We start from the raw sequence: 24,435 nt of genomic DNA on the forward strand, positions 1-24,435 counted from the left end.
TGCCCGAGCGCGCGGCAATCCTGACGCAGCCCGGGCGTGCGCCCGTCCGCTCTGAGTCGTTGGCCGAGTCGCCCGCCGCCAGAGGAATCGCCGAGGCGGACTGGAAGCGCTGCACGGTTGCCCCAAAATGAAAAAGCCCCGGCGCAAGGCCGGGGCTTTTGGGTGGCCATCGCCGCATCAGACGTCGAGCAGTTCCTCGCTGGCAAATTCCGCCTTGTCCGAGATGAACGCAAAACGCGCCTCGGCCTTGGTGCCCATCAGGCGCTCGACCGAATCCGCCGTGGTGTCGCGATCATCGGGCAGCAGGACCACCTTGAGCAGCGTCCGCTTACTCGGATCCATGGTGGTTTCCTTCAGCTGCGCCGGCATCATCTCGCCGAGGCCTTTGAAGCGGTTCACCTCGACCTTGGCGTTGGCGTTGAAAGCGCTCTTGATCAGCTCGTCCTTGTGCTTGTCATCGCGTGCGTAGACCGATTTCTGCCCGTGGGTCAGCTTGTAGAGCGGCGGCACGGCGAGGAACAGATGTCCCTCGTCGATCAGCTTCGGCATCTGCCGGTAGAAGAAGGTGATCAGGAGCGAAGCGATGTGGGCGCCGTCGACGTCGGCGTCGGTCATGATGATGATGCGCTGATAGCGCAGATCCTCTTCGCGATACTGCAGGAGTTGTCCGCAGCCGATCGCCTGCACGAGATCGGACAGCTGGGCGTTCGCCGTCAGCTTGTCCTTGCCGGCAGAAGCGACGTTGAGGATTTTTCCACGCAACGGCAGCACCGCCTGGGTCTTGCGATCGCGCGCCTGCTTGGCGCTGCCGCCGGCCGAGTCACCCTCGACGATGAAGAGTTCGGAGCCCTCGGTGCCTGCGTCGGTGCAGTCCGCGAGCTTGCCGGGCAGGCGCAGCTTCTTGCCGGCCGTCTTGCGCGCCGTCTCCTTTTCCTGGCGGCGGCGCAGCCGCTCCTCCGCTCGGTCGATCACGAAGTCGAGCAGACGGTTGGCCATGTTCGGATTGCCCGAGAGCCAATGGTCGAACGGATCCTTCATCGCCTGTTCGACGATGCGCTGCGCTTCGGCCGTGGCGAGGCGGTCCTTGGTCTGGCCCTGGAACTCAGGTTCGCGCACGAACACCGAGAGCATCACGGCGGCGCCCACCATCACGTCTTCCGACGTGATGGACGAGGCGCGCTTGCCCTGGCCGACGCGCTCGGCGTGATCCTTCAGGCCGCGCAGCAGCGCGCTGCGCAAGCCCGATTCATGGGTGCCGCCGTCGGGCGTCGGCACGGTGTTGGTGTATGAAGACAGGAAGCCGTCGGCATCCGCGGTCCAGGCCACCGCCCATTCGCAGGCGCCATGCGCGCCGTTGCGCCCCGACTTGCCGGAGAAGATGTCGGGATGCACCAGCGTATCGGCGTGGATCGCCGCCGCCAGATAATCCTTGAGGCCGCCGGGGAAGTGGAAGGTGGCCTCGGCCGGAACGTCCTCGACGCCCTTGAGCAGTTCGGGCGCGCAATTCCAGCGAATCTCGACGCCGCCGAACAGATAGGCCTTCGAGCGCGTCATCTTGAACAGACGTTGCGGCTTGAACGCGGCCTTGGCGCCGAAGATGTCGGTATCGGGCTTGAAGCGCACGCGCGTGCCGCGGCGGTTGCTGATCTTGCCGAGATCCTCGAGCTTGCCCTTGGGATGGCCGCGCTCGAAGCTCATGCGGTAGAGCTTCTGGCTGCGCGCGACCTCGACCTCGAGCCGCGAGGAGAGGGCGTTCACGACGGAGATGCCGACGCCGTGCAGACCGCCCGAGGTCTCGTAGACCTTGCTGTCGAACTTGCCGCCCGAATGCAGCGTGCACATGATGACTTCGAGTGCCGACTTCTTCGGGAACTTCGGGTGCGGATCAACAGGAATGCCGCGGCCGTTGTCGGTGACGGTGAGGAAGCCGTCCGCGGAGAGCTCGACGCCGATGAAGGTCGCGTGTCCCGCGAGCGCCTCGTCCATCGAGTTGTCGATGACTTCGGCGAATAGGTGATGCAGCGCCTTTTCGTCGGTGCCGCCGATATACATGCCGGGCCGGCGCCGCACCGGTTCCAGGCCCTCAAGCACCTCGATGTCGGCTGCCGTGTAATCGGCTTCCCCGCCGCTCGCGCGCGGCGCGGCCTTGGCTGCGGGAGCGCGCCCCTTCGGCTCATTGCCGTCGAACAAATCGTCTTTGCTTTTTGTCTTCAACTGCTTGGACATATATCTTGATGTGCTTTGAGGGCCGCGCAGGCGGCGAATCGGTTGCGGAGACTATGCCACGGCCGGCCTGGAAGGTCAGGCCGCGCCGATCTTGACCGCTTCTTGACTGCTTCTTGGGGTGGTTGCGAGCCAATCCCGGCGATTTTACGCCGCCGGCTCACCAGATCCCGGCAATTTGACGCCGCCGGCCGCCCCGTGCAGAGGTTTGTGACTTGATGTCACACAAGTCCCTGGCTTACCAGTGCTTTTCATGGAACATGACCTCAGGGCGAGGCGGGAAGGCTAATCTGGAATGGAGCAGTTTGCGCACGCACTGGCCGATTTCGTGCGTTTACACCAGGCCTGGGCTGCTCCGATCGTGTTCCTGCTCGCGTTCGGGGAATCGCTCGCCTTCATCTCCCTGCTGATCCCGGCCTGGGGGGCACTGGTCGCCATCGGCGCGCTGATCGGCGCAAGCGGCATCAGCTTTTATCCGGTCTGGATTGCCGGCGCGATCGGCGCCGCGCTCGGCGACTGGGTCTCCTACTGGTTCGGCTATCGCTACAAGGAGCAGGTCGCGCAGATGTGGCCGCTCTCGCGCTATCCGGAAATTCTTCCCAGAGGCGAGGCCTTTGTCCGGAGCTGGGGCGTGCCCAGCATCTTCATCGGTCGCTTCTTCGGTCCCTTACGCGCCTCCGTGCCGCTCGCCGCGGGCATCTTCGAAATGCCGTACTGGAGCTTCCAGGCGGCCAATTTCATCTCGGCGCTGGTGTGGGCAGCGGCACTGCTGCTGTTCGGCGATGTCATCGCCAGGATCATGGAATGGATCTGGCGCCTCATCTGACGCCGTGAACCTTGACGGGAACTGCATCTGGCCTTATAGCCGCGCGCCATGATCAACGCCGCGACCATCCTGTTCGCCCGTCGCCGCCGCCGCAGCTTTGCGGTTTGGGCGGTCGATCGCGTTTGAGATCATCGTCTTTGCCGCTGGATCCGATCCGCGGCATTCTTTCTCCTGTCAGCGCGATCTGATCCAGCGGCCCCCAAGGAGGCCCAGCAGGAGACCACGATGTACACGCCACCCTTTTTCAAGCCGGATCGTGCCGCGAGCCTGAAATTCGCAGGCGAGCGCGGTTTCGGCACGATGTGCGCCTTCGACGGCTGCAAGCCGGTCGCTTCGCCGCTGCCGTTCTATTTGACGTATGCGGCCGACGGCACGCCGCAGGCAGCCTTTCATGTCGCCCGTCACAATCCGCTGGTAAGGCTTGCGGACGGCACGACGCGCTGGCTGCTCGCGATCAACGGCCCCGATGCCTATGTATCGCCCGACTGGTACGTTTCGCCGGATCAAGTGCCGACCTGGCTGTATCAGACGGTGCATCTCACCGGGCCCGTGAAGCTGCTGTCCGACGATGAGCTGGCGGTGCAGATCGACACGCTCAGCGACATCTTCGAGAGCTGGCTGCTGCCGAAGAAGCCGTGGACTTCAGGCAAGATGACGACAGGCCGGCTCGAGGCGCTGAAGAAGGGGATCGTGGGTCTGGTCATGAAGGTCGAAGAGGTCGAAGGCAGCTTCAAGCTGAATCAGCACAAATCGGACGCCGACTACGTCGCGATCGCGAATGCACTCGGCGCACAAGCCGATGCCGACGCCAGGAAGATCGCCCAACTGATGCAGGACGTGAGGCCCGAAGCCTTCGCGGCCGAAACCAACATGCTCGAAAGGAGCGTATCATGAGCCTCACGGAAACCACGAAAGCGCCGTCCACCGGCGCAGCCGAGAAAACCGCCACCGTCTTCGTCGACGGCGGCTCCGGCACCACCGGCCTCGGCATCAACGAGCGGCTGAAGCTCCAGAACGATGTCGTGGTGAAAACCATCGCCGACGACAAGCGCAAGGATCCTGCGGCCAAGAAGGCGCTGATGGAGGAGGTGGATCTCGTCATCCTCTGCCTGCCCGACGATGCCGCCAGGGAGACGGTCGCACTGATTGACAGCATGGGGACTTCGGCGCCGAAGGTGCTGGACGCCTCGACCGCGTATCGGGTCGCACCTGACTGGGCCTACGGCTTTGCGGAGCTGGCGCCCGACCAGGCCGGCAAGATCAAGGCCGCGAAGAAGGTCTCGAATCCGGGTTGCTATCCGACCGGCGGAATCGCGCTGCTGCGGCCGATCGTCGATGCGGGCCTGTTGCCGCCCGACCATCCCATCAGCGTCAACGCGGTGAGCGGCTATTCCGGTGGCGGCAAATCGATGATCGCAAGCTTCGAGGACGGCAGTGCGCCATCCTTCGAGCTCTATGGCCTCGGCTTCGAGCACAAGCATCTGCCGGAGCTGCAGCTCTATTCGAACTTGACGCGGCGCCCGATCTTCATTCCCTCCGTCGGCAACTACCGGCAGGGCATGCTGGTCTCGATCCCGCTCCAGCTCGACACGTTGCCGGGCAAGCCTGATGGTGCCGATCTCCAGGCGGCGCTGGCCAAGCGCTACGCCGGCTCGAAATACGTCAAGGCGATGCCGCTCCAGAACGAAGCGTCCAAGGGCGGCCGCATCGAGCCGGAGGCGCTCAACGAGACCAACATGCTCGAGCTCTACGTCTTCGCCAGCGACAAGTACCACCAGGCGGTGCTGGTCGCGCGGCTGGACAATCTCGGCAAGGGCGCCTCGGGCGCAGCCGTGCAGAACATGCGGCTGATGCTGGGTCTGCCGGAGGCGTAAGCGGCACGCCGTTGCCCCGGACGCGGCGCAGCACTGCCCTGGCGATGCGAAGCATCGTCCGGCGGTGATGCGCTGCAGAGCCGGGGCTCATGCCCTGCGGCGCGCATGCCTTACTGTCGGATGATCTCAGCCGGAAACGGCCGCGCGGGTCGACCGGCGCAGACGTTGTTGCGGGCCGTCACCGCGGCGTGGCGGGATGCCTCAAATGCGCCAAGTGACTCGTTGGAGACATCGCAGACGTCCTGATGGTCCCTCGCGTAGTCGACGACGGCGCTCCAGGCCTGCGATGCGCGGATATTGTCCTCGCAACGGTTGAGCATCAAGCTGCGCGTCTTGGGCTTGGAGGCCTCCGTCGCCTCGTTGCGCAGGCGGCCCAGTTCGGGGCATTGCACCTGCGCGACGGCCGCGCAACACGAGGCAGCAAGGGTGATCGTCGCGATCACTGGCAAAAGAATCCGCATCGGCAGTGCCTCGTTTTGGCTTCCACCAGCACGGAACGATAGAGTTGGATTGGCCGCGGGAACAGCCCTGTTCGTACCCCTGGATGCCTCAAAACACCTTGAAGATCGCGAGCGCCAGCACGGCCTGGGCCAGGAAGCCGACGGTGAAGGCGAGCGTACGGAATACCGGGATGCCGAGCGCATAGACGATCAGATGCGCGACGCGCGACCAGAAATAGACCACGCAGGCGAGCACGGTCCATTTCGAGGAATAGTCGATCGTGTTCAGGATCAGCACCAGCGGTGCGAACAGCACGAGATTCTCCACCGCGTTGTCGTGCGCGAACATCAGGCGGTTCGCCCATTCGGCCTGAGGCTTGTCGCCGCGCGAAGGGTTGGCCATGGCGCCGCCGAGCCCACGAACCTGGCAACGGTTGATGGTGTAGGGGATCCAGAGGATTCCGGTCAGGATCACCGTACAGGTCAGCCAGAACAATTCACGCGTCATAATCCGGTCCCCTCCAAATCGATACCGTGAACTTATACGAAAGCGCGCGCTGTTGCGCTATGCGCGAACCCTGACATAGCTGCCTGGCGCGTCCTCGATCGGGGGCAGCGCCTCGGTGCCGACGCTGCGCGCGGGCACTTCCTCCGGGTCGAGCGCGCCCAGCCATTCACGCCAGTCCGGCCACCACGAGCCCTTGTGCTCCACCGCGCCCTTCATCCACTGGGCGATGGTGACGTCCTTGATGTTGTCGTTGGTCCAGTACTGGTACTTGTTCGAGGCCGGCGGATTGACCACGCCGGCGATGTGGCCGGAGCCTGACAGCACGTATTTCACGGGCCCGCCGAAGAATTGCGAGCCGTACAGCACGGATTCTGCTGGCGCGATGTGGTCTTCGCGGGTGGCGAGGTTGTAGACGGGCACCTTGACCTTGGAGAGGTCGAGCAGCGTGTTGTCGAGCACCATGGTGCCGGTCGACAACCGGTTCTCCAGATAGCAGTTGCGCAAATAGTAGGAATGGTTCGCCTGCGTCATCCGTGTCGCGTCGGAATTCCAGTGCAGCAGGTCGAACGCGCTCGGCTCCTTGCCCTTGAGGTAGTTGCTGACGACGTAGGACCAGATCAAATCGTTCGAGCGCAGCATGTTGAAGGCCATCGCCATCTTGGAGCCTTCGAGCACGCCCGACATCTTCATGTCCTGCTCGAGCGCGGCGATCTGGTCCTCGTCGACAAACACGAGGAGATCGCCGGCATGGGTGAAGTCGACTTGCGCGGCGAAGAACGTCGCCGACGTGACGCGCTGGCGCCGCTTCTCGGCAAGCCAGGCCAGCGTGGTTGCCAGCATGGTGCCGCCGACGCAATAGCCGGCCGTATGCACCTTCAGCTCGCCGGTGACCTTCTCGATCACGTCCATCGCCGTGAGCGGGCCCTCCTTCATGTAGTCTTCCCAGCTCTTGGCTCCGAGCTTCTTGTCGGGATTGACCCATGAGATCACGAACACGGTGATGCCCTGGTCGACACACCACTTGATGTAGGACTTCTCCGGCTTGAGATCGAGGATGTAGAACTTGTTGATCCAGGGCGGCACGATCAGGAGTGGCGTGCGCAGCACCTTCTCCGTGGTCGGAGAATACTGGATCAGCTGCATCATCTCGTTCTGGTAGATCACCTTGCCTGGCGTCGTCGCCATGTTGACGCCGACGACGAGATTGTCCGGATTGGACTGGCGGATCTTCAGCATGCCCTTTCCGGCGGCGATGTCCTCGGCCAGCATCGTCAGGCCGCGCGCGAGGTTCTCGCCGCTGCTTGCAACCGTCTCGCGCAGCACCTCCGGATTGGTCAGCACGAAATTCGAGGGCGAGATCGCGTTGGTGATCTGCTGGACGTAGAACTCGGCCTTGCGGCGGGTCTGCGCATCGAGCTCGGCGTCATGCACCAATTCCTGCGCCCATTTGCTGGTGAGCAGATAGAGCTGCATCATGAAATCGAAGAACTGGTTCGACTTCCATTCCGGATCGGCAAAGCGCTTGTCACGCGGGGAGGGTGATATCGCGGGCTGGGCGTCCTGGCCGGCCATCCGCCGCGCCGCAGAGCCCCAGAGGTCGAGATAATCTTTTGCAAGCTTGGTCTGCAGGTCGGACGCACGCGATTGGTCCGATAACCAATACTCGGCGACCGACGTGAAGGTCTTGACGACCTCGGTGAGCTCGGCCGGCGGGCGGTCTTGCACCTCGCCGCTTTCGCGCGGCTTCAGATACGCGGCGAGCGCCTTGCCGCCGCTCTCCATCGCCCGCGCGACATTCATCGCGAAGGCTTCCGCATCGAACTTCATGTCGGACTTTGACTTGGGCGTGTCGGTCGTAACGGTACTCATGGAGACGACAGTAACAATTCATTCCGTATTCGTCACCGCGAAGCTCGCTGGTTTCGCGTCAAAGAGGTGCGAAGATGTGCTGCACTGCGACAAAGCTTCTTGCTTTTGTCACAATCGCCGTGCACCTCACGTTCCGTGGGCCTTGGATGATTTCTCGCTCGCGCCATTTGTGGGCAGCAATGGTTTGAGCTTGGGCAGGTTGTTGGTTAAGCTACCGGCAGCCTGGCGTTGGGACGAGTAGGGGATTTCCCAGGTGTTGGCGTTGTGGGACCTGCAAAAGACGCGGCTTGCGTGCTGCGCGCTGCTGATGGTGGTGTTCGCGTTGGGGGGCTGCTCGAGTCAGCTTGCCGATATGACTGCCGCCGATACGGCGGCGCATCCCAAGGAGCCAGGTGCCTATTTGCCGGTCCACGACCTGCCGCCGGACCGTGATCAGGCGATCATCCCGCTCGACCAGCGCGTCAAGATCGAGGCCGAGCTAGCGGCCGCGCGCGACCGTCAGGCCGTCGCCGCCAAGGATGCCAAATAGAACGCCAATGCGCGACGGCACGGTCATCGGGCGGCGCAAGGTAAATCGCTGGCGCCCCCGCCACTCCGTGCTAAAAGACTTCAATTCAGCCGAGAGTCAGGACGAAGGAGTTCAGTCCTCGTCGTCGAATTTCACTCCAAGTATTTGATTTTGAGTGATTTTTGCACGCAGGGCGAAGCCTCCTCGAAAGGGTCGTCATCGCCCTTCGATTCTGTCTTGACCGGTTGCCCGGAGCCCAGAGAGCCATGGACGATTTTTACCGCATCCGCCGCCTTCCGCCTTACGTGTTCGAGCAGGTCAACCGGGCCAAGGCGGCCGCGCGGAATGCCGGCGCCGACATCATCGATCTCGGCATGGGCAACCCGGACCTGCCGGCCCCGCCCCACGTGCTGGAGAAGCTCAAGGAGACGTTGGGCAAGCCGCGCACCGACCGCTACTCCGCCTCCCGCGGCATCCCCGGCCTGCGCCGGGCCCAGGCTGCCTATTACGAGCGCCGCTTCGGTGTGAAGCTCAATCCCGATACCCAGGTCGTGGCGACGCTCGGCTCAAAGGAAGGCTTTGCCAACGTGGCGCAGGCGATCACCGCGCCGGGCGACGTGATCCTCTGTCCGAACCCGAGCTATCCGATTCACGCCTTCGGCTTTTTGATGGCGGGCGGTGTGATCCGCTCGGTGCCCTCGGAGCCGACGCCGCAATTCTTCGAGGCTGCGGAGCGGGCCATCGTGCATTCGATCCCAAAGCCGCTCGCGCTCGTCGTCTGCTATCCTTCGAACCCGACCGCCTATGTCGCGAGCCTCGATTTCTACAAGGACCTGGTCGCATTCGCGAAGAAGCACGAGATCCTGATCCTGTCCGATCTCGCCTATGCCGAGGTCTATTTCGACGAGAGCAATCCGCCGCCCTCGGTGCTCCAGGTGCCGGGCGCCATCGACGTCACCGTCGAGTTCACCTCGATGTCGAAGACTTATTCGATGGCGGGCTGGCGCATGGGCTTCGCGGTCGGCAACGAGCGCGTGATCGCGGCGCTCGCCCGCGTCAAATCGTACCTCGACTACGGCGCCTTCACTCCGGTGCAGGTCGCCGCGACTGCGGCACTGAACGGTCCCGATGATTGCATCAAGGAGATGCGCGACACCTATCGCAAGCGTCGCGACGCGCTGGTGGAGTCGTTCGGCCGCGCGGGGTGGGACATTCCGCCGCCGGAAGCCTCGATGTTCGCCTGGGTGCCGCTGCCGGAAGCCTTCCGCAGCGTCGGCAGCATGCAGTTCGCGACCCTGATGGTGGAGAAGTCAGGTGTTGCGGTCTCGCCCGGCGTCGGCTTCGGCGAACATGGTGAAGGATATGTCCGCATCGCCATGGTGGAAAACGAGCAACGGATCAGGCAGGCCGCGCGCGGCGTGCGCCGCTTCCTTGAAAGCGGCATCGAAACGTTGCACAACGTCGTTCCACTCGCCAACAGGCGCTAATTCTCTCCTGCAGGTTCACTAAAGCATCATGGTTGCACCCCTCAAAGTGGGCATAGCGGGGCTCGGCACCGTGGGCGCCGAGGTTGTCCGTTTGATTGAGACGCAGGCGCGCGTGCTCGCGGGCCGTTCCGGCCGCGGCATTCGCGTCGTCGCGGTGACGGCGCGTTCGAAGGCCAAGAAGCGCGGCATCGATCTGCGCGGCGTCGAATGGGCGAAGGATCCGCTGGCCGTCGCCACGCATCCCGAGGTCGAGTGCTTTGTCGAGTTGATGGGCGGCGCAGGCGATCCCGCGCTGGCCGCCGTCGAAGCCGCACTCGGTTCCGGCAAGTCCGTCGTCACCGCGAACAAGGCGTTGCTCGCCAAGCACGGTCTGAAGCTCGCCAAATCGGCCGAAAAGCATGGCGGCGCGCTGAATTTCGAGGCAGCCGTCGGCGCCGCGATCCCCGTCATCAAGACGTTACGTGAAGGTCTCGCCGGAACCGGCATCGAGCGCGTCTATGGCATCCTCAACGGCACCTGCAATTATATCCTGACGCGAATGGAGCAGGAGGGCCTGTCGTTTGCCGAGTGCCTCAAGGATGCGCAGCGGCTCGGCTATGCCGAGGCCAATCCGTCCTTCGACGTCGACGGCCACGATACCGCGCAGAAGCTCGCCATTCTCGCCAGCCTCGCTTTCGGCACGAAAGTTGCTCAAAGCGCGGTCTATGTCGAAGGCATCTCCTCCATCGCGCCGGAAGATCTGCGCGCGGCCGCCGATCTCGGCTACCGCGTCAAGCTGCTCGGTGTTGCCGTGCGCACCGCCACGGGTATCGAGCAGCGCGTGCATCCGACCATGGTGCCAAAAACCTCCTCGATCGCGCAGGTGATGGGTGTCACCAACGCGGTTACGATCGATGGAGAGGGCATTCCCCCGATTACGCTGGTCGGACCCGGCGCGGGTGGTGCGGCGACTGCATCCGCTGTCGTCGCCGATATCGCCGATGTTGCGCGCGGCATCCGCGCCAATCCGTTCGGCCGGCCGATCGCGCAGCTGCGCGACACCAGGAAGGCGCCGATGGAGCGGCACGAGGGCGGCTACTACATCCGCCTTCTGGCGCGCGATTTCCCGGGCACCGCGGCTGCGATCGCGACCCGGCTGGCAGAGCAGAAGATTTCGATCGAGTCGATCGTGCAGCGCCATCCCAATGGCGGCGCCGCATCGGCAAACGGCAAGGCAGTGCCCGTGCCCGTCATCCTGATTACCTATGCCACGCATGAGGACGCCGTGCGCCGCGCACTCGCCGCCGTGCAGAGGGACAAGGTGATCAGCGGACGGCCGCAGGTCATCAGGATTGAGAAGAACTAGAGCATGATCCGGAAAAGTGTGGAGCGGTTTTCCGAAAAGAGCATGCTCGAGAAATAAAAACGGTTCGAACGAACTGTGAGTGTTACGAGTTGATGCGGGCAGGGCGTCCTGTCCAAAACTGTTTCGAAGGAGTTAGCCGATGTCGACCCATATTGAAGTCCCCCCGCACGCCTTGCTCGAGCGCATTCTCACGCTGGAGATCGTGCGGGTGACGGAACGGGCGGCAGTGTCGTCGGCGCGGCTGCGCGGGCACGGGCAGGAGAAGCCTGCGGACCAGGCCGCGGTCGACGCGATGCGCCGCGAGCTCAACAAGCTGCCGATCCAGGGCACCATCGTGATCGGCGAGGGCGAGCGCGACGAAGCGCCGATGCTCTACATCGGCGAGAAAGTGGGCATGAACACCGGTCCGGAAGTCGATATCGCGGTCGATCCGCTCGAAGGCACCACGCTGTGCGCCAAGAACATGCCGGGCTCGATCGCGACGATGGCGATGGCCGACGGTGGCACCTTGCTGCACGCACCTGACGTCTACATGCAGAAGCTCGCGATCGGCCCCGGCTATGACAAGGGTGTCGTCGATCTCGATGCGAGCCCCGCCGATAACGTCCGCCGTCTCGCCAAGGCCAAGGGCGTCAAGCCTGAGGGTATCACCGTCCTCGTGCTCGATCGCCCCCGCCATGCCGGCATCATCGAGAGCGTGCGTTCGACCGGCGCTGCCGTTCGCCTGATCACCGACGGCGACGTTGCCGGCGTGATCCACTGCGCCGATCCCGACAACACCGGCGTCGATATGTATCTGGGCACCGGCGGCGCGCCGGAAGGCGTGCTCGCGGCGGTGGCGCTGCGCTGCATCGGCGGCCAGATGCAGTGCCGCCTGATTCTCGATTCCGGCGAGAAGATCGAGCGCGCCGCCAAGATGGGCGTCAACGATCCCAAGATGATCTACGGCATCGAGGACATGGCGCGCGGCGACTGCCTGTTCGCCGCGACCGGCGTCACGACCGGTTCGCTGCTGTCGGGCGTGAAATTCCGCAAGGACGGCGTGATCGAGACCGAGACCGTGGTGATGCGCTCCGTCACCGGCACCGTGCGCTACATCAAGGCCGAGCACCGCGAACTGGCGAAGTTTCATCTGGACTGATGTTCTCTGTCGTTCCGGGGCGACGGGACCGCGCAGAGCGCGGCCCGGAGAACCCGGAATCTCGCGCCGCAACTTCTAAATACCGGGTTCGCGCTGATGCGCGCCCCGGAATGACGATAAGAACGACTGGGGAAGCGCATGTCCGATCTCTCCGCCGTCAAGGCCCTCATCTTCGACGTGTTCGGCACGGTCGTGGACTGGCGCACCAGCCTGATCACCGATTTCATGTGGTGGGGGAAGGGGCGCGGCGTCAGCGCCGATTGGACCGCGCTCGTCGACGACTGGCGCGGCATGTATGTCGCGTCGATGCAGGACGTGCGCGAGCATCCCGAGCGTGGCTATGTCATGCTGGACGATCTGCACCGCCGCTCGCTGGAAAAGCTGGTCGAGAAATTTGCCATCAAGGGCCTCACCGAGGCCGATCTCGATCATCTCACCAAGGGCTGGCACCGCCTCAATCCCTGGCCGGACAGCGTTGCCGGCCTGACCCGGCTGAAGACAAGGTTCGTGATCTCGCCGCTGTCGAACGGCAACGTCGCGCTGCTCACCAACATGGCGAAGCATGCGGGTCTGCCGTGGGATCTCATCATGTCGGCCGAATTGTTCGCGCACTACAAGCCCGATCCCGAAACTTATCTCGGCGCCGCAAGGCTGCTCGGCCTCAAGCCTGAAGAGGTGATGATGGTCGCCGCCCATAATGGCGATTTGGCCGCCGCGCAGAAGAACGGACTGAGGACCGCGTTCGTGGCGCGGCCGACCGAATACGGTCCGTTGCAGAAGGTCGATTTCGAGGCGACGGGAAATTGGGACATTGTCGCCAAGGATTTTGGCGGGATCGCCGACAAGCTCGGCTGCTAAATTTAGACGTTGCGCCTCACGCGATCCTCAGCGTGGGCTCATCCCCTTCGGTTTCCGCAAAGCCCGCCTGCAAAACCTCTTCACGCTTGTGGCGCAGATGGGCGCGCAGGACGTGGGAGAGTCCGACGCCGTCACGGCGCTGGAGGGCGTTCAGGATCGCCTCGTGCTCCTGGACCGCGCGCGCCCAGCGCTGCGGCGTCATCGGCGTGACGTAACGGGCGCGGCGGATGCGCGCGGTCACGGACGCGTAGAGTCCTGACAGCACGGGATTGCCGGCGGCATTGACGATCCCCTCGTGGATGGCGCGGTTGCCGCGGTAGTACTGGAGCAGATCGCCCTCGCGATAATGCTGCACCATCGCCGCATGCGCGGCCGCGATGTCGGCGACCTCTGTGTCGCTGATGCGCTCGCAAGCCAGTTCACCCGCCAGCGCTTCGAGGCCCTGGCAGACCTCGAAGAGGTCGCGCATGTCCTTGTCGGTCAGTTTCGCCGCGCGCGAGCCGCGATGCGGGAGGAGTTGCACCAGGCCCTCGGCGGCCAGCACCTTGAGCGCTTCACGCAACGGCGTGCGTGAGATCTCGAGCCGTTCGCACAGCTCGCGTTCGGGAATCCGCGCGCCGGGCGGGATCTCGCCGTCGAGCAGAATGTCGCGGATGCGGCCGACCACCTCTTCATGCAGCATGGCACGTCTCAATTTTGAATGCAAAAATGTTCCAATAGACGAAAGTTCAGCAATTATATCTTGAAAATCCCAAGTTTTGCATTCAAAAATACAAAAAACATGCGGGAAGGCGGAAATGGACCAAGCCGTGTCGGGGGACGACCTCACTTTTGAATGCACGAACGGCGTCGGGCGGATCACCTTCAATCGCCCGCAGGCGCGCAACGCCTTCACCTTCGCCATGTACGAGCGGCTCGCCGCCATCTGCGAGCAGGCCAACGACGACCGCGCGATCAAAGTGCTGGTGCTGCGCGGGGCCGGCGACAAGGCCTTTGCCTCGGGCACCGACATCAACCAATTCCGCGAATTCAAAACGCCGCAGGATTCGATCGATTACGAGAACCGTATCGACCGCGTGCTGACCACGCTCGAGCAATGCCGGGTGCCGACGATCGCGGCGATCAACGGCTTCTGCACCGGTGGCGGGGCGGGCATCGCCGCGGCCTGCGATTTGCGCATCGGCACGCGCAGCACCAGAATCGGCTTTCCGATCGCTCGCACGCTCGGCAATTGCCTGTCGATGTCCAATGTCAGCCGTCTCACAGCGTTGATCGGGCCGGCGCGGGTCAAGGATCTGATCTTCACCGCGCGGCTCGTCGATGCCGCGGAGGCCGCAGCAATCGGACTGCTCGGCGAGGTCGTCGACGATCTCACCGCGCTCGATAAGCGCGTCGACGAGATCGCGCGCCTCGTGGCCGGCCACGCGCCGCTGACCCTGAACGCGACCAAGCAGGCGGTCGCCCGCCTGCTAAAGCGGCTGACGCGAGACGAGGGCGAAGACCTCATCCTGATGTGCTACACGAGCCACGATTTTCGCGAAGGGCTCGACGCTTTCCTCAGCAAGCGCGCCCCGCAGTGGCGCGGTCAATAACAGGACGCCCCGATGCCAAGCGATCGATCGCAATCCGCCTCACGTCGCGCAGGCCCGCTCGCAGGTCTCAAGGTCATCGATCTCACCCACGTCATGGCGGGGCCGACCTGCACCCTGATGCTCGCCGACATGGGCGCCGACGTCATCAAGATCGAGAAATGGCCCAATGGTGACGACACCCGCCATTCGGTGCCGCCCAGGATCGGCGACGAGGCGGCCTCGTTCCTGATGATGAATCGCAACAAGCGCGGCATCGTGCTGGACCTCAAGACCGACGGCGGCAAGCAGGTCTTGCGCCGACTGATCGCGGACGCCGACGTGCTGGTCGAGAATTTCGCGCCGGGCGCGATGGAACGGCTCGGCTTCGGCTATAAAGAGCTGCACGAAAAATTCCCAGCGCTGATCTATTGCTCGCTGTCGGGCTTCGGTCGCACCGGTCCGTACAAGCACCGCCGCGGCTTCGACCTCGTCGCGCAGGCCATGAGCGGCATCATGAGCTTTACCGGCGAGCGCCCGGACGGCCCGCCGGTGAAATGCGGCCCGCCGCTGTCGGACATCACCGCCGGCCTGCTCGCGAGCATGGGCATCCTCGCCGCCTATACGCACCGTCTCAAGAGCGGTGAGGGGCAGTGGGTTGAGACCTCGCTCTACGAGGCGGCGCTGGTGCAGACCTATTGGCAGTCGACCATCGCGCTCGCCGCCGGCACCGCGCCCCGCGCAATGGGCTCGGCGCATCCGCTCAACGCGCCCTATCAGGCGTTCGAGGCCTCGGACGGCTGGCTCGTGGTCGGCGGCGCCAACAAGAAGCACTGGCTGTTGATGCTGGAAGCGCTCGGCGCGAGCGAGCTCGCTGCCGATCCGCGCTTCGTCACCGGCGCCGACCGCATGGCGAATTTGAAGGAGCTCGAAGCGGTCTTGAGCGAACGTTTCCGGACCCGGACACGCGCCCATTGGCTCGCGGCTCTGGACGAGAAAGGCGTGCCGTGCGGCCCCGTCCACGACATGCTGGAGGCCCTGAACGATCCGCAGACACTGGCGCGCGAGATGGTCGTCGAGGTCGAGCATTCCACGCTCGGTCCGGTCAAGACGATCGGGTTGCCGATCAAATTCTCGGAGACGCCGGGCAAGGTCGCGTCTGGCGCTCCGGTCTACGGCGAGCATACGCGCGAGGTGCTGGCCGAGCACGGGTTCGCCGAAGAGCAAATCGAAGCACTCGAGCAGGAAGGCGCAATCGTCTCGGCCGCAGGGGAGCGCGAAGAACGCGTCGCCTGAGCCGACGCCGGGACGACTGATCAAACAAAACAGAAAAATCAGTTGGAGGAAATCATGCGTGGGACGTCTCTCTTCCTGTTGACCGTCAGTGCAGCCGTGCTTGCAGGCGGCGCGCCGGCATTCGCGGCCTGGCAGCCGCAGAAGCCGATCGAGTTCGTGGCGACCGCAGGTCCGGGTGGCGGCACCGACAACATCGCCCGCGCGGTGCAGAACATCATCACCAAGCACAAGCTGACCGATCAGCCGATCGTCGTCGTCAACAAGGGCGGCGGCAGCGGCGCGGAGGGCTATGTCTACGGCAAGGCCTCCGCGGGCGATCCCTACAAGGTGATCTTCGGCACCTCGAACGCCTGGCAGCAGCCGCTCGTCTCCAAAGTCGCCTTCAACTACACCGATCTGACGCCGATCGCGGCGATGGCACAGGACGAGTTCCTGCTCTGGGTCAAGCAGGACGCGCCCTACAAGACGGCCGGCGATTATCTGAAGGCGGCCGCATCGGGCGAGTTCAAGATGGGCGGCGCGCAGTCCAAGGACACCGACGAGGTGCTGACGCGCATGATCGAGAAGGTCGGTCACGTCAAGCTGACCTACATTCCGTTCAAGAGCGGCGCCGAGGCTGCGGTGCAGCTCGCCGGCGGGCACATCGATTCCCACGTCAACAATCCCAGCGAAAGCCTTGGCCAGTGGCGCGGCGGCACGCAGCGTCCGCTCTGCGTCTTCAGCCCGAAGCGGCTGCCTGAAGGCCCGAAAATCACGGCCACCGAAGGCTGGAGCGACGTTCCGACCTGCGTCGAGCAGGGCCTCGACATCAAGCAGTACGAGCAGCCGCGCACGGTCTGGCTGCCCGGCAAGGTCACGCCGGAGCAGGCCGCCTACTATGTCGACCTGATGCAGAAGGTGCAGGCGACGCCGGAATGGAAGGACTACATCGAGAAGACCTCCCAGGTCGACACGTTCCTGACCGGTGCCGAGCTCGACAAGTTCATCAAGCAGGACCTCGAGCACGTCAAGCAGGTTGCGAGCGAGCAGGGTTGGCTGGTCAAGTGAGGATCAGGAGCCTTCGATGATCTCGCGCCGCGCCCTCGAACTTGCGACCGCCGTCCTCACCGGCAGCTTTGGTGTTGCGGTGGTGGTCCAGAGCCTCGACAACGGCATCGGCTGGTCGAGCGCGGGCGTTGAATCAGGCACATTCCCGTTCCTGACCGGCATCATCATTGTCGCCGGCAGCCTCTACAATCTGGCACGCGGCCTCGCGCCCGTCGCGTCGGTGGCAAGCGTCCCCGTCGCGATCACGTCGATTGAGCTGCGGCGGCTCGCCGGCCTGTTCGTGCCGGCGGCGATTTTCGTCGCCGCGATCCCGTTGCTTGGGATGTATGTCGCTTCGGCGGCTTACATCTTCGCGGTGCTTGCGATTCCCCGCCATCAATCCGTCCTGCGGTCGGCAATGACGGCGGCGGCAACGGCGCTCGCGCTCTATATCGTGTTCGAGCGCATGTTCCAGGTCAGCCTGCCGCACGGCGCGCTCGCCGCGGCGCTCGGGGTCTGAGGGAGCGCGCGATGGGTAATCTCTCAGAGCTCTTCCACGGCTTCACCATCGCGGTCACGGTGCCACATCTGGCCTTGATGGCGACAGGCGTGCTGCTCGGCATCCTCGTCGGCGTGCTGCCGGGCTTGGGCGCTCCGAATGGCGTGTCGCTGCTGCTGCCACTGACCTTCGGCATGCAGCCGGTCTCGGCGATCATCCTGCTCTCCAGCATGTATTGGGGCGCGCTGTTCGGGGGCTCCGTGACCTCGATCCTGTTCAACATTCCGGGCGAGCCGTCCTCGGTCGCGACGACCTTCGACGGCTATCCGATGGCGCGCGATGGCCGGCCGACCACGGCGCTCGCCACCGCTTTCGGTTCGGCGGCGTTCGGCGCGCTGGTGGGCGTCATCCTGATCACCTTCCTCGCGTCCTGGGTGGCGCAGGTTGCGCTCGCCTTCGGGCCGGCGGAATATTTTGCGGTCTATTTCCTCGCGTTCGCGAGCTTCGTCGGCATGGGCGGAGCGGCGCCGATCAAGACCGTGGTGGCGCTCGCGATCGGCTTTGCGATCGCGGCGATCGGCATCGACACCGTCTCCGGCAGCGTCCGTCTCACCATGGGCATCGACGAACTGGTCAAGGGCGTGAACTTCGTCGTCGCGGTGATGGGCCTGTTCGGCATCGGCGAGCTCTTGGTCGCCGTCGAAGAGGAGTTTCATGCCCGCGCGGTCTCGTCCAGGATCGACTGGCGCGAAGTGTTTCGCGCCGTCTGCCGCCTGCCGCGCCACGGCGTCGCGCTGCTGCGCAGCGCTGCGATCGGCTGCTGGATGGGGATCACGCCGGGCGGCCCGACCGCAGCGTCGTTCATGAGCTACGGCATTGCTCGCCGGTTCTCGCGACGCGGCCGCTACTTCGGCACCGGCGAGGTCGAGGGCATCATCTCGCCCGAAACCGCCGACCATGCCGCCGGCACCAGTGCGCTGCTGCCGATGCTCTCGCTCGGCATTCCCGGCTCGGCGACTGCGGCGGTCATGATGGGCGGGCTGATGATCTGGGGGCTCAATCCTGGACCGATGCTGTTTGTCGATCAGAAGGACTTCGTGTGGGGTCTGATCGCCTCGATGTATGTCGGCAACATCGTTGCGGTCGCGCTGGTGCTGCTGACCGTGCCTGTTTTCGCCGCCCTGATGCGGATTCCCTTCGTGGTCATCGCGCCGCTGATCGTGATCATCTGCGTCGTCGGTGCCTATTCGGTGTCGAACTCCTATCTCGATGTGGTGATGATGCTCGGTTTCGGCGTCGTCGGCTATCTCTTCAAGAAGTTGTTCTATCCGCTGGCGCCGCTCGTGCTCGCCATCGTCATCGGGGACAAGGCCGAGGATGCGTTCCGGCAAGCGATGCTGATGTCCAAGGGATCGCTCGGAATCTTCTTTGCCAACAAGCTGGTGACGTGCCTCGTGGTCTCCGGATTCGCATTGCTGCTGTTGCCGTTGGCGTTGCAGCTGTTCGCACGCATCGTCCGCAAACCCGCCGCCGCTGGAACGACGAACCAGGAAAAGGTGATCATATGACCGGAAAGCCGCTGATTGCGCTGGCGATGGGAGATCCTGCCGGCATCAGCCCGGAGCTGACGGCGAAGCTCGTGGCGCAGGACGATGTCCGCGCGCGGTGCCGGCTCCTGGTCATCGGCGACCGGCGCGTCTTCGACGCGGGCGCGAAGATCGCTGGCGTCACGCCGGAACTGATGGCGGTGGAGCAGGGCGCCGACTTCGATGAGCTGACAGGCGACACGCTGTTCCTCGATCTCGGTCATCTCGATCCCGCGCGGGTCGAGCGTGGCATAGCGAGCCTGGCGGGCGGGCAATTTGCGCTGGCCAACTACAAGCGGGCGCTCGAATTTGGCAGGGATGGAAGGGTCGATGCCGTCTGCTTCACGCCTTTCAACAAGGCGGCCATGCGATTGGCGCGCTCCGACTATGACGACGAGATCGCGTTCTCGGCGGAGGTGGTGGGGGTGAGGACACCGGCCAGCGAATTCAACGTGCTGGGCGAGCTCTGGAATGCCCGCGTCACCTCGCACATTCCGCTCAAGGAGGTCGCCGCAAGACTCACCACCGAACGCATCCAGCGCGCACTGAAGCTGACCGATGCGTGCATGCGTAATGCCGGCTTTGCGCGTCCCCGCATCGCGGTCGCCGGCCTCAATCCGCATGCCGGAGATGGCGGCAATTTCGGCCGCGAGGAGATCGACGTCATCGCGCCGGTGGTGGAAGCCGGCCAGCGCGCCGGCATTGCCGCGCAGGGCCCGTTCCCCGCCGATACCGTGTTCCTGCGCGCCAAGTCTGGCGCCTTCGATGCGGTGCTGACGATGTATCACGACCAGGGCCAGATCGCGATGAAGCTGATGGGGTTCGATCGCGGCGTCACATTGCTGGGCGGCTTCCCGTTCCCGATCTGCACGCCGGCGCACGGCACCGCCTATGATATCGCCGGGCAGGGCATTGCATCGCCTGGCGCCAGTCGTGCGGCCGTCCTGCTCGCGGCCGAGATGACGGTGCGACGCGCCGTCTGATTTGCGCGCACCAACGGGAGCCCGTGCCGACTGGGCTCGCGTTGCGTGCGTTATCAGACTTTCAGGAAAAACTGGAAACTTCCGCCGTCGCAACGAGTTGGCGTCCCATGAACATCTCCACGCCGGAGCTGGGAACATGGTGGACGACGGCCCGTTACGAACAGCGGTTGATACCGCATGGCGCGTGTATCGCGCCCGGCATCGCGACGTCGATGCCGCGGATGGCCGTCGCTGCCTCCTCGAGCGCCATCTGCAAGGGAGGCGGGAAGCACGCGAGAGTCACGGTGATGCCCAGGAACTCGCCTGGTTCGGGCTCGCCTATCTCGAGCGGCTTTCGGATGACCAATGCTAGGGATCATTGAGAGGCTTGCCTGCCGCCTGGCGCTCGGAAGCGCATGGCCGAATTGCACCTTGCTTGCAATTTCGAACCTGCTGTCCGCAGCCATCGTGCTGATCCTTCGTTCAGCGGTGTAGCAGGCTCTCATGCGCATCGCCCAGCTCGCCCCCTTGGCCGAAAGCGTCCCTCCCAGGCTTTACGGCGGCACGGAGCGTGTGGTCGCCTGGCTGGTGGATGAGCTTGTCGAGCTCGGCCACGAGGTCACGCTGTTTGCAAGTGGCGACTCCCGAACCAACGGGAAACTTCACGCCGTGTGGCCACGCGCGCTTCGTCTCGGTCGGAAGGGAACCGATCCGGGCGCGGCCTCGGCGATGTTGATCGAGGCGATTGCCAGGCGAGCCAGCGATTTTGACGTGATCCACGCCCATATCGACTGGGTGCATCTGCCGTTGCTCAGTCGTCTTGGTGTGCCGTTTCTGACGACCATGCACGGTCGTTTGGATCTGCCCGGATTGCCTGATGTGGTTCGGCAGTTCCCTGAAGCCGCATTCGTGTCGATTTCCGATCACCAGCGTGCGCCGCTTCCGGATGCAAAGTGGATTGGAACGATCCAGCACGGATTGCCGTCCGATCTGTTGCGCCCCTCCTACGAAAAGGGTGCCTATCTGGCGTTCCTTGGCCGCCTCACGGCCGACAAGGGGCCTGAGGATGCCATTCGCATAGCGCGCGCTGCCCGGATGCCGCTGCGCATAGCCGCGAAGATACCGCGCGCGGAAACCGCCTACTTCAAGAAGAAGCTCGAGCCTCACATCGACGGCGAAGCGATCCAGCTCGTGGGTGAAGTCGACGACGTGAAGAAGCAGTCCTTCCTGGGCCGAGCAGCCGCGCTGTTGTTTCCCATCGATTGGCCGGAGCCGTTCGGCTTGGTCATGATCGAGGCGATGGCCTGCGGAACGCCGGTGATCGCCTATCGTTGTGGGTCAGTTCCGGAGGTGATCGAGCACGGTCTGACCGGGTTCATCGTCGAGGACGAAGACCAGGCCGTCGCGGCGGTCGGCGAATTGGCCAAGCTGGATCGAAGGAGAGTGCGCGCCCGCTTCGAGGAGCGCTTCATCGCTGGTCGAATGGCGCGGCAATACGAGGATCGCTACCGCGAACTGGCTTCCGCGGCCGGCCGTAAAGGCGGCACGCAACGCTTGGAAAGGTAAAAGGAGGCGACGATGACGCTGAGGAAAACGGGGCAGATCTGCTTCGCTCTTGTCTTGGCCCTTGCAGCGTCCGGAGCGTTCGCAGCCGAGATGACGGCGGACGCAATCAATTCCGCCGAGCCCTCAAAGAGGACGCTCTCGACCGAAAAGCCGACCCCGGCCGGGGTCCATCTGCAAGTCCTCCTCGACCGGGCGCATTTCTCCCCGGGTGAGATCGACGGCAAGTTCGGTGAGAACGCGAAGAAGGCGCTGCGAGCCTATGCGGAGGCGCGGCAATTGCCGAGTTCGGACGCGCCGACGAATGATGTCTGGCAAGCGTTGCGGACAGACGAGCGGCAGGTGACGGCGACCTACACCATCACCGACAAGGACGTCGCGGGACCGTTCTTGCGCAAGCTTCCGGCGAAAATGGAGGACATGAAGGACATCCCCCATCTCGGCTACACCAGTCCGCGCGAAGAATTGGCTGAAAAGTTTCATATGAGCGAGCAGCTTCTGGTGGCGCTCAACCCGGGCCGCCACTTCGACCGTGCCGGCGAGACCATCGTCGTCGTCGACACGGCTGATGGGGGAGGTACCGCGCCTGCCAAGGCCGACAGGGTCGAAATCGACAAGGTCAGGCAAACCGTCAAGCTGTTCGACAAGTCGAATGCGCTGATCGGATTCTATCCGGCGAGCGTCGGCAGCGAGGAGAAGCCGTCACCTTCTGGCACACTGAAGGTCACCGAGATCGACCACAATCCGACCTATCGCTACAACCCCGCCTATCACTTCAAGGGCGTTCACTCCCAAAAACCCTTCAAGATCAGGCCCGGCCCGAACAATCCGGTCGGAATCGTCTGGATCAATTTGTCCGCCGACGGCTACGGCATCCACGGCACGCCCTCGCCGCAAAATATCTCGAAGGGGCAGTCGCATGGCTGCGTGCGTCTCACCAACTGGGATGCGGAACGGGTCGCAGCGAGCGTCTCGAAGGGGACGCCGGTCGTCTTCGTCGAGAGCACCAGCTGAGTCCTACGCGAGAACGCGGGTGACGAATATCTGAAATGATTGCTGCGACGCTTCGCCGCCCTTGATGAGGGGCGTGTACTCACAAACTCGCGGATGTCCGGTTCTGCGAAGGCTTTCGGATGGCGGGTGCTTCGGATCCGCGGCGAAGCACAGCCTCCAGAAAATCACGCAACCAAAGATTGTATTGTTTTTCGGACCATGAATAATAGGCCTTCGTTTCACGGATGTACGTGAGGGCCAAGGTGAAATATTCGTTGGGCGCGGCGTTGCTCGTTCTCCTGTCATTCCAGCGCGCGCAGGCGGACCCTGTCGGCGAAACGCATCGTGTGACGACCGAAAAGACGGCCGCCCTGCGCGACGCGGAGCATCGCGACCAATTGCGCCTCACCGTCTGGTATCCTGCAGCAAAGGATGCGGTAGAGCAGCCATTGGTCGTCGGCCTGGACCCACCGGCCAAGCCCTTCTGGAATGTCGGGTCGGTCGCGTTCAACGCGCCTTTCGCTGATGGCGGGCCGCGTCCGATCCTGCTGTTGGCGCCTGGTGGTAGCGCCAGCGCTCGCATGGTGGGCTGGTTCGGGATCGCCATGGCCCGCGCCGGCTATGTGGTGATCGCGGTCGACCACCCCGGCGATAACGGCATGGATGTGAAGACGACGGCGGCCATGCTCCTGCCCTGGGACCGCGCGGAGGACCTGCGCTCAGCTCTCGCGGCTGCCGAAAATGACCCTGTGATTGGACCACATCTGGACAAGGCGCGCGTCGGTGCGGCTGGACTGTCGTTCGGCGGATATACGGCGCTTGTCGCGGCGGGCGCGCGATCCTTCGATTTCGATCGTTTTACCGCGTTCTGCACCGAGAATCCCGACGATGGTACATGTCATCAGCGCGCGCGCAGTCCAGTACCGATGACGGACGCCGACAAAAGGAAAGCCCTGGCTTCGCCGGAAGTTGCCGCCGAGCGTGCCCGTGCCGGCGAAAGTCATGCCCTGCCCGAAGTGCGGGCGGCGTTCGTCATGGCTCCGGGGCCCATTCAACTGCTCGATCCCGCAAGCCTCGCAGCCATGCGCAAGCCGGTTAGCATCATACTGGGCGATGATGACATAGACGTGCCGCCGGCGACGAACGGCCTCATCGCGGCAAAGGCGATCCCCGGGGCGACGCTGTTACGGCTGCCGGGCGTCGGTCACACCGATTTTTTGCCTGATTGTACCGACGCCGGGCGGGCAACATTTCCGCAGTGGTGCACCTTCAGCGTCCCGCAGGCGGACACCCATGGTCAGGCGATCGCGGCAGCGCAGGAGTTTTTTGCCAGGACGTTGGCGAAAGCGCCGTAGCAGGAAACTCATCGTAGAGTCTTGCTGCAAAAGTGGGGCTACTGAATTTCGCGATCGAACACATCCCCGAACTTCCGTTTGCGGCCCATCGCTGCCGCATCCCAGATATGTCGGCTGTCAGACAGCAGACTGCGTTCATCAACTCAATCCGCGCCCATCTTGCCGAGTTCGGGATCGTCGCTCCCGTCGGACGCAGGGGTGTCGAGCAGCTGCTGGAAGTCGCCGCCGACAACGCCGAAGACCGGGTTCCGGAGGCCGCCCGGATGTGCCTTGCTGCTCTTGGCGAACAATTGTGCGCTTTGCCGAAATGCGGCGCCTCGAGCGCGAGGGTGATTATGGCGTGATGCGAAAGAGCCGGCGATTGGGACAACCCGCTTCTGGGTTCCAAGCAGAAAGGACCCGCAATGACCGGCCCAGTCTGCCGGGGCTCAAACAAAGAGGAAGACGCCGGTTTGTCAGTTTGATATGCTTTTAGTGTAGTTCTTGCGGCGATCGTGCCGCCAAACCC

Annotated in this window: 24 protein-coding genes; 18 read left to right on the plus strand and 6 right to left on the minus strand. The window is 63.9% G+C overall.

Going from position 1 to position 24,435, the window contains the following annotated elements; translation table 11 throughout:
• Positions 1-177: 177 nt before the first annotated feature.
• Positions 178-2,226 carry a DNA topoisomerase IV subunit B gene (gene parE, locus ACVIIW_RS26450; protein ID WP_456703426.1) on the minus strand — a complete coding sequence of 683 codons (2,049 nt, stop codon included), beginning with the start codon at positions 2,224-2,226 and terminating at the stop codon, positions 178-180.
• A 292-nt stretch (positions 2,227-2,518) separates the two neighbouring features.
• Here parE and ACVIIW_RS26455 point away from each other — a divergent pair, with 292 nt between their 5' ends.
• From ACVIIW_RS26455 to argC, 3 genes are all read left to right on the plus strand, one after another.
• Positions 2,519-3,049 carry a DedA family protein gene (locus ACVIIW_RS26455; protein ID WP_456703427.1) on the plus strand — a complete coding sequence of 177 codons (531 nt, stop codon included), beginning with the start codon at positions 2,519-2,521 and terminating at the stop codon, positions 3,047-3,049.
• 225 nt (positions 3,050-3,274) lie between these two features.
• Positions 3,275-3,943 carry an FMN-binding negative transcriptional regulator gene (locus ACVIIW_RS26460; RefSeq protein WP_456703428.1) on the plus strand — a complete coding sequence of 223 codons (669 nt, stop codon included), beginning with the start codon at positions 3,275-3,277 and terminating at the stop codon, positions 3,941-3,943.
• Positions 3,940-4,923, plus strand: a complete 984-nt coding sequence (gene argC / locus ACVIIW_RS26465) for an N-acetyl-gamma-glutamyl-phosphate reductase (protein WP_456703429.1) — start codon at positions 3,940-3,942, stop codon at positions 4,921-4,923. The genes ACVIIW_RS26460 and argC overlap by 4 nt, the downstream gene beginning before the upstream one ends.
• 110 nt (positions 4,924-5,033) lie before the next feature.
• On the opposite strand, the gene ACVIIW_RS26470 is transcribed toward argC, so the two are convergent.
• From ACVIIW_RS26470 to ACVIIW_RS26480, 3 genes are all read right to left on the minus strand, one after another.
• Positions 5,034-5,366, minus strand: a complete 333-nt coding sequence (locus ACVIIW_RS26470; protein WP_456703430.1) for a hypothetical protein — start codon at positions 5,364-5,366, stop codon at positions 5,034-5,036.
• 106 nt (positions 5,367-5,472) lie between these two features.
• Positions 5,473-5,871, minus strand: coding sequence for an MAPEG family protein (locus ACVIIW_RS26475; RefSeq protein WP_456703431.1), 399 nt, complete (start codon positions 5,869-5,871; stop codon positions 5,473-5,475).
• 57 nt (positions 5,872-5,928) lie between these two features.
• Positions 5,929-7,740 carry a PHA/PHB synthase family protein gene (locus ACVIIW_RS26480; RefSeq protein ID WP_456703432.1) on the minus strand — a complete coding sequence of 604 codons (1,812 nt, stop codon included), beginning with the start codon at positions 7,738-7,740 and terminating at the stop codon, positions 5,929-5,931.
• A gap of 253 nt (positions 7,741-7,993) precedes the next feature.
• Between ACVIIW_RS26480 and ACVIIW_RS26485 the strand changes: the two genes are divergently transcribed.
• The 5 genes from ACVIIW_RS26485 to ACVIIW_RS26505 all read left to right on the plus strand — a co-directional run bounded on the left by ACVIIW_RS26485 (position 7,994) and on the right by ACVIIW_RS26505 (position 13,079).
• A complete protein-coding gene (locus ACVIIW_RS26485; RefSeq protein WP_456703433.1) occupies positions 7,994-8,269 on the plus strand; it encodes a hypothetical protein in 276 nt (91 codons plus the stop codon).
• Positions 8,270-8,514: 245 nt separating this feature from the next.
• Positions 8,515-9,735 (plus strand): LL-diaminopimelate aminotransferase, encoded by a 1,221-nt coding sequence (locus ACVIIW_RS26490; RefSeq protein ID WP_092229124.1) that lies wholly within the window; start codon positions 8,515-8,517, stop codon positions 9,733-9,735.
• A gap of 28 nt (positions 9,736-9,763) precedes the next feature.
• Entirely contained in the window at positions 9,764-11,080 is a 1,317-nt protein-coding gene (locus ACVIIW_RS26495) for a homoserine dehydrogenase (RefSeq protein ID WP_456703434.1), read from the plus strand.
• Between the two features lie 139 nt (positions 11,081-11,219).
• Positions 11,220-12,221: a class II fructose-bisphosphatase gene (glpX, locus tag ACVIIW_RS26500; RefSeq protein ID WP_456703435.1), complete on the plus strand. Its 1,002-nt coding sequence runs from the start codon at positions 11,220-11,222 to the stop codon at positions 12,219-12,221.
• A gap of 138 nt (positions 12,222-12,359) precedes the next feature.
• A complete protein-coding gene (locus ACVIIW_RS26505) occupies positions 12,360-13,079 on the plus strand; it encodes a haloacid dehalogenase type II (RefSeq protein WP_456703436.1) in 720 nt (239 codons plus the stop codon).
• 16 nt (positions 13,080-13,095) lie between these two features.
• Here the strand turns inward: ACVIIW_RS26505 and ACVIIW_RS26510 are convergent, their stop codons facing one another.
• Positions 13,096-13,761, minus strand: coding sequence for a GntR family transcriptional regulator (locus tag ACVIIW_RS26510; protein WP_456703437.1), 666 nt, complete (start codon positions 13,759-13,761; stop codon positions 13,096-13,098).
• A gap of 115 nt (positions 13,762-13,876) precedes the next feature.
• Here ACVIIW_RS26510 and ACVIIW_RS26515 point away from each other — a divergent pair, with 115 nt between their 5' ends.
• From ACVIIW_RS26515 to ACVIIW_RS26560, 10 genes are all read left to right on the plus strand, one after another.
• A complete protein-coding gene (locus tag ACVIIW_RS26515) occupies positions 13,877-14,671 on the plus strand; it encodes an enoyl-CoA hydratase/isomerase family protein (RefSeq protein WP_456703438.1) in 795 nt (264 codons plus the stop codon).
• 12 nt (positions 14,672-14,683) lie between these two features.
• A complete protein-coding gene (locus ACVIIW_RS26520) occupies positions 14,684-15,943 on the plus strand; it encodes a CaiB/BaiF CoA transferase family protein (protein ID WP_456703439.1) in 1,260 nt (419 codons plus the stop codon).
• Between the two features lie 54 nt (positions 15,944-15,997).
• Positions 15,998-16,990: a Bug family tripartite tricarboxylate transporter substrate binding protein gene (locus tag ACVIIW_RS26525; RefSeq protein ID WP_456703440.1), complete on the plus strand. Its 993-nt coding sequence runs from the start codon at positions 15,998-16,000 to the stop codon at positions 16,988-16,990.
• Between the two features lie 16 nt (positions 16,991-17,006).
• Positions 17,007-17,489 carry a tripartite tricarboxylate transporter TctB family protein gene (locus ACVIIW_RS26530; RefSeq protein WP_456703441.1) on the plus strand — a complete coding sequence of 161 codons (483 nt, stop codon included), beginning with the start codon at positions 17,007-17,009 and terminating at the stop codon, positions 17,487-17,489.
• Positions 17,490-17,500: 11 nt separating this feature from the next.
• Entirely contained in the window at positions 17,501-19,036 is a 1,536-nt protein-coding gene (locus tag ACVIIW_RS26535; RefSeq protein WP_456703442.1) for a tripartite tricarboxylate transporter permease, read from the plus strand.
• Positions 19,033-20,037, plus strand: coding sequence for a 4-hydroxythreonine-4-phosphate dehydrogenase PdxA (locus ACVIIW_RS26540; RefSeq protein ID WP_456703443.1), 1,005 nt, complete (start codon positions 19,033-19,035; stop codon positions 20,035-20,037). The genes ACVIIW_RS26535 and ACVIIW_RS26540 overlap by 4 nt, the downstream gene beginning before the upstream one ends.
• Positions 20,038-20,173: 136 nt before the next feature.
• Positions 20,174-20,389 (plus strand): hypothetical protein, encoded by a 216-nt coding sequence (locus tag ACVIIW_RS26545; protein ID WP_456703444.1) that lies wholly within the window; start codon positions 20,174-20,176, stop codon positions 20,387-20,389.
• A gap of 131 nt (positions 20,390-20,520) precedes the next feature.
• Entirely contained in the window at positions 20,521-21,582 is a 1,062-nt protein-coding gene (locus ACVIIW_RS26550; protein WP_456703445.1) for a glycosyltransferase family 4 protein, read from the plus strand.
• Positions 21,583-21,594: 12 nt separating this feature from the next.
• Positions 21,595-22,593 (plus strand): L,D-transpeptidase family protein, encoded by a 999-nt coding sequence (locus ACVIIW_RS26555; protein ID WP_456703446.1) that lies wholly within the window; start codon positions 21,595-21,597, stop codon positions 22,591-22,593.
• Positions 22,594-22,847: 254 nt separating this feature from the next.
• Complete coding sequence (locus ACVIIW_RS26560; RefSeq protein WP_456703447.1) at positions 22,848-23,927, plus strand: alpha/beta hydrolase family protein; 1,080 nt, start codon at positions 22,848-22,850, stop codon at positions 23,925-23,927.
• A 143-nt stretch (positions 23,928-24,070) separates the two neighbouring features.
• Here ACVIIW_RS26560 and ACVIIW_RS26565 read toward each other — a convergent pair whose 3' ends face one another.
• Positions 24,071-24,217, minus strand: coding sequence for a hypothetical protein (locus ACVIIW_RS26565; RefSeq protein WP_456703448.1), 147 nt, complete (start codon positions 24,215-24,217; stop codon positions 24,071-24,073).
• Positions 24,218-24,435 lie beyond the last annotated feature (218 nt).

The organism is Bradyrhizobium sp. USDA 4449 (assembly GCF_054056275.1).

Bases quoted from the DNA above. Each gene is read 5' to 3' on its own strand.
- parE (WP_456703426.1), bottom strand. From the start codon at position 2,226: ATGTCCAAGCAGTTGAAGACAAAAAGCAAAGACGATTTGTTCGACGGC.
- ACVIIW_RS26455 (WP_456703427.1), top strand. From the start codon at position 2,519: ATGGAGCAGTTTGCGCACGCACTGGCCGATTTCGTGCGTTTACACCAG.
- ACVIIW_RS26460 (WP_456703428.1), top strand. From the start codon at position 3,275: ATGTACACGCCACCCTTTTTCAAGCCGGATCGTGCCGCGAGCCTGAAA.
- argC (WP_456703429.1), top strand. From the start codon at position 3,940: ATGAGCCTCACGGAAACCACGAAAGCGCCGTCCACCGGCGCAGCCGAG.
- ACVIIW_RS26475 (WP_456703431.1), bottom strand. From the start codon at position 5,871: ATGACGCGTGAATTGTTCTGGCTGACCTGTACGGTGATCCTGACCGGA.
- ACVIIW_RS26480 (WP_456703432.1), bottom strand. From the start codon at position 7,740: ATGAGTACCGTTACGACCGACACGCCCAAGTCAAAGTCCGACATGAAG.
- ACVIIW_RS26490 (WP_092229124.1), top strand. From the start codon at position 8,515: ATGGACGATTTTTACCGCATCCGCCGCCTTCCGCCTTACGTGTTCGAG.
- ACVIIW_RS26495 (WP_456703434.1), top strand. From the start codon at position 9,764: ATGGTTGCACCCCTCAAAGTGGGCATAGCGGGGCTCGGCACCGTGGGC.
- glpX (WP_456703435.1), top strand. From the start codon at position 11,220: ATGTCGACCCATATTGAAGTCCCCCCGCACGCCTTGCTCGAGCGCATT.
- ACVIIW_RS26505 (WP_456703436.1), top strand. From the start codon at position 12,360: ATGTCCGATCTCTCCGCCGTCAAGGCCCTCATCTTCGACGTGTTCGGC.
- ACVIIW_RS26510 (WP_456703437.1), bottom strand. From the start codon at position 13,761: ATGCTGCATGAAGAGGTGGTCGGCCGCATCCGCGACATTCTGCTCGAC.
- ACVIIW_RS26515 (WP_456703438.1), top strand. From the start codon at position 13,877: ATGGACCAAGCCGTGTCGGGGGACGACCTCACTTTTGAATGCACGAAC.
- ACVIIW_RS26520 (WP_456703439.1), top strand. From the start codon at position 14,684: ATGCCAAGCGATCGATCGCAATCCGCCTCACGTCGCGCAGGCCCGCTC.
- ACVIIW_RS26525 (WP_456703440.1), top strand. From the start codon at position 15,998: ATGCGTGGGACGTCTCTCTTCCTGTTGACCGTCAGTGCAGCCGTGCTT.
- ACVIIW_RS26530 (WP_456703441.1), top strand. From the start codon at position 17,007: ATGATCTCGCGCCGCGCCCTCGAACTTGCGACCGCCGTCCTCACCGGC.
- ACVIIW_RS26535 (WP_456703442.1), top strand. From the start codon at position 17,501: ATGGGTAATCTCTCAGAGCTCTTCCACGGCTTCACCATCGCGGTCACG.
- ACVIIW_RS26540 (WP_456703443.1), top strand. From the start codon at position 19,033: ATGACCGGAAAGCCGCTGATTGCGCTGGCGATGGGAGATCCTGCCGGC.
- ACVIIW_RS26545 (WP_456703444.1), top strand. From the start codon at position 20,174: ATGGTGGACGACGGCCCGTTACGAACAGCGGTTGATACCGCATGGCGC.
- ACVIIW_RS26550 (WP_456703445.1), top strand. From the start codon at position 20,521: ATGCGCATCGCCCAGCTCGCCCCCTTGGCCGAAAGCGTCCCTCCCAGG.
- ACVIIW_RS26555 (WP_456703446.1), top strand. From the start codon at position 21,595: ATGACGCTGAGGAAAACGGGGCAGATCTGCTTCGCTCTTGTCTTGGCC.